At 76.4% G+C, this 3,387-nt stretch carries 3 protein-coding genes and 2 pseudogenes; 1 reads left to right on the top strand and 4 read right to left on the bottom strand.

The window, feature by feature from the left end; all coding sequences use genetic code 11:
* The 3 genes and pseudogenes from ACWGDE_RS37470 to ACWGDE_RS37480 all read right to left on the bottom strand — a co-directional run.
* Positions 1 to 306 (bottom strand): annotated as a pseudogene (locus tag ACWGDE_RS37470) (apolipoprotein N-acyltransferase); the annotation flags it as partial.
* A gap of 98 nt (positions 307 to 404) precedes the next feature.
* Positions 405 to 920: a hypothetical protein gene (locus ACWGDE_RS37475; RefSeq protein ID WP_453393552.1), complete on the bottom strand. Its 516-nt coding sequence runs from the start codon at positions 918 to 920 to the stop codon at positions 405 to 407.
* A gap of 91 nt (positions 921 to 1,011) precedes the next feature.
* Positions 1,012 to 1,353: pseudogene (locus ACWGDE_RS37480) on the bottom strand (FAD-dependent monooxygenase); the annotation flags it as partial.
* A gap of 120 nt (positions 1,354 to 1,473) precedes the next feature.
* Here ACWGDE_RS37480 and ACWGDE_RS37485 point away from each other — a divergent pair.
* Positions 1,474 to 2,481 (top strand): ADP-ribosylglycohydrolase family protein, encoded by a 1,008-nt coding sequence (locus tag ACWGDE_RS37485; RefSeq protein ID WP_453393553.1) that lies wholly within the window; start codon positions 1,474 to 1,476, stop codon positions 2,479 to 2,481.
* Between the two features lie 6 nt (positions 2,482 to 2,487).
* On the opposite strand, the gene ACWGDE_RS37490 is transcribed toward ACWGDE_RS37485, so the two are convergent.
* Positions 2,488 to 3,291 (bottom strand): glutamate racemase, encoded by an 804-nt coding sequence (locus ACWGDE_RS37490; protein WP_453393554.1) that lies wholly within the window; start codon positions 3,289 to 3,291, stop codon positions 2,488 to 2,490.
* Between the last annotated feature and the right edge of the window lie 96 nt (positions 3,292 to 3,387).

Below are 3,387 nucleotides of genomic sequence, written 5' to 3' on the forward strand. Positions count from 1 at the left end.
GTGCAGGACGCCGAGGCCGAAGCCGGCCCGCGCGCGGCGCCCGTACAGGCAGAAGCCGAGCAGGGCGAGCGCGAGGGGGGCCAGCCACCACAGGGGGCGGGGCGGGAAGCTGAGGTAGAGCAGCACGCCGGACAGCACGGCGAGCCCGGGTCGCGCGAGCCGCTCGGCCCACCGCCGCACGGGGGATACCGCCGGGGCACCTGCCGGGGGCCGGGGGGAGCCGTTCACTGGTTCCGCTTCCGCTTCGGCTCGGCTGACGGGCTTCGGGGGCTCGTTCCCGGCCGCGCGGGTCGCACTGCTGCTCATCTGGCGGAGTGTACGTCCCCGGGCTGTGCCGGAGGACGCCTCAGGGGCGGTTCGGCGGACGGTCCGGCGCCGGCCGGGAGAGCGACCCGGCGGGCGGTTCAGTGGGCGAGGGAGCGCAGGTGGGCGCGGATGACGAGGACCGCGCTCTCGGCGTCGTCCACGGTGACGGTGAAGAGCTTGCCGTCGTCGAGCCGCAGCTCCACGCCCTCGCCGCGGCGCACGATGACGGCGGTGCCCTTCTCGGGGCGCCAGCGGTAGCCCCAGCCGCCCCACTGCTGGGGGGTGATCCGGGGCAGGAACTCGGCGGACGCCACCTCGGCCAGCCGGATCTTCCGGCGCGGCACGCCGATGTGGCCGCAGCGCACCTCCACCGCCTCGGCGTCGACGGTGACCGCGACGTGGACGAAGGCCAGGGTGCCGAAGAGGATCAGCAGGCCCACGGCGAGGCAGCCGATCACCGCCATGAGCAGCGCCACGATGCCCGCGTCCCCGGCGTAGTCCACGGCGAGTTCGACGCCGAGCGCGAGGCAGGCCGCACCGGCCCCGGCGAGCAGCCACTGCACGCGGTTGGAGGCCCGGCCCGTCCAGAGCGGACCCGGGGGGTGAACCGTCATGTGTAGCAGCGTACTCACGTTCCGCACGTACGCCACCGCCTCGGCCGCCCGGAACCGGAGGTGTCCCGCGCGTGTTCGCCTGCCCCTGCTGACCGGGGAGAAGACCGACGAGCGCGTCCCGGACGGCCGCGCGGCGGACGGTCATGAAGCGGTGCAGGGTCCGGGCCTCCGCGTCGAGGATCGCCGTGCAGGCGCCCTGGCCGAGGTTCGGGGTCATGGCGTGTGCCGCGTCGCCGACCAGCGCGACGGGGCCGGGTCCGGCCGTGCGGGTGAAGGAGGGCAGCGCCGGGTGGAGGTGGGTCATCCGGTAGCGGATCCAGGTCTGCGGGTCGGTGGCGGCGAGCACGCCCACGACCACTTGCTGCGCGCCGCCGGTCTGCCGGCCGGGCCGGCGCGGGCCCGCACCCTCACCCTCGCCCTGCACGGGGCCATCCCCCACCTCTGGCGGGGGCGTCTGACACGCTGGCCGCGGCCGGGCTGGACGACCTGGACGCGTTCACCCGCGATGTACTGGACCGCGCATGCCCCGAAACGAGGAGCACGAGGAGAAGCCATGACCACCCGGCTCGACCGCGCCGTGGGAGCCGTGATCGGCTCGGCGGCGGGCGACGCGCTCGGCGCGCCCTACGAGTTCGGCCCCGCAGGGCAGTTGACCGCCCGCGGCCAGGAGATGCGCGGGGGCGGCGGCTGGGACCCGGGCGAGGCGACCGACGACACCCAGATGGCGGTACTGGTCGGCGAATCCCTGCTGGAGTGCGGCGGGCTCGAACTCCCTGACGTCTTCGACCGGTTCCGGCGCTGGGCGGCGGGCGATCCCAAGGACATCGGGCTCCAGACGGAGGACGTGCTGACGAACGGCGAGTCCTGGGAGCTGGCCGCCGCCCTGCACTTCCAGATCAACGCGCGGGCGGCGGGCAACGGCTCCCTGATGCGGGCCTCGACCTCGGCGGTGTACTTCGCGCCTTCGGGGCGGGAGCGGACCATGGAAGCCGCCCGGCGGATCGCGGCGCTCACGCACGGGGACCGGGCCGCCTGGGAGGGCACGGCCGTCCTCCACGAACTCGTCCGGGTGGCTCTGGACGGGGCCGATCCGCTGGCCGCGCTCCCCGCGACGCTGGAGGCGGTGCACCCGAATCACCGCGAGCGGTACGCGCGGGTCCTCGCCCCGGACTGGCATCCGGACCTGGCCACCGAGTTCAACGGAGCGGTGTGGCCCTGCCTGGGCTCGGCGGTGTGGGCGCTGCGCACCACGACCGGCTTCGCGGACGCCGTACGGGCCGCCGTGGACCTCGGCGGGGACACCGACACGGTGGCGGCGGTCACCGGCGCCCTGGCCGGGGCCCGGTACGGCCGGTCGGCGGTTCCGGAGGCGTGGACGGCCCCGCTGCACGTCCCCCTGCCGGGCTTCGGGGACCGCGTCCTGGACGCGACCGCCCTGCGGGACCTGGCCCTGCGGCTCGCGGAGGCCGGGGCGACCGAGGCGGCTTCGGCAGTCGGCGCGGCCGGGGCAGTCGGCACGCCAAGCGCCGCCGAGGCCACCGGGCCCGCCGTCACCCCTTGATCCGGGTCACCCCCGAACGGCGGCGCTCCGCTCCGCGATCCCGGCGAGCAGACGGCCCTCGGCGTATCCGAGCGCGGCCTCCGGAAGCGTGCCGGGGCGGCCGCTGAGCAGGACGCTCAGGCCGCCGGTGCGCGGCAGACCGGGCTCGGGCAGGAGGCCGAGCCGGCGCAGCGCCTGGACGGCGACGGGCTCGGCGGAGCCGTGGTAGACGAGCTCCGCGCCACCGGTGCGCCGGTCCAGGGCGGCCCTGATCGGGGCCTCGACCAGCTCGTAGTGCGTGCAGCCGAGCACCACGTCGGTGACGTCGGCCGGGGTCAGCGCGGCGGCCGCGGCGACGGCCCGTACGACGGCGGCCTCGTCCCCGTGCTCGACGGCGTCGGCCAGTCCGGGGCAGGGCACCTCGGTGACGCGCGCGCCCGCGGCGAAGTCGCGGATCAGGCCCCGCTGGTAGGGGCTGCCGGTGGTGGCCGGGGTGGCCCAGATGGCCACGCGGCCGCCGGAGGCCGCGGCGGGCTTGATCGCCGGCACGGTCCCGATGACGGGGATCCCGGGTTCGAGCGCGGCGCGCAGCGCGGGCAGGGCGTGCACGGAGGCGGTGTTGCAGGCGACGATCAGCGCGTCCGGCCGCAGCTCTGCGGCGGCCCGCGCCACGGCCAGCGCCCGTCCGGTGAGGTCCTGCGGGGTCCGCGGACCCCAGGGCATCCCGTCGGGGTCGCAGGACACCACCAGCTCGGCGTCCGGTCGCAGCCTTCGCATCGCGGCGGCCGCCGCGAGGAGGCCGATTCCGGAGTCCATCAGGGCGATCTTCACCTGGTCACCTTAATCGATGCCCCTGCCGGCCCCGGGGCGACGGGACCGGCGTTGGCCGGTGTCCCGGCGCGTCACGGCGACCCGGTCCAGGCTCCC

The sequence above is a fragment of the Streptomyces sp. NPDC054956 genome (assembly GCF_053609185.1).

What these genes read in the sequence shown, in the direction of transcription:
- ACWGDE_RS37475 (WP_453393552.1), bottom strand. Translation starts at nt 920, where the DNA reads ATGACGGTTCACCCCCCGGGTCCGCTCTGGACGGGCCGGGCCTCCAAC.
- ACWGDE_RS37485 (WP_453393553.1), top strand. Translation starts at nt 1,474, where the DNA reads ATGACCACCCGGCTCGACCGCGCCGTGGGAGCCGTGATCGGCTCGGCG.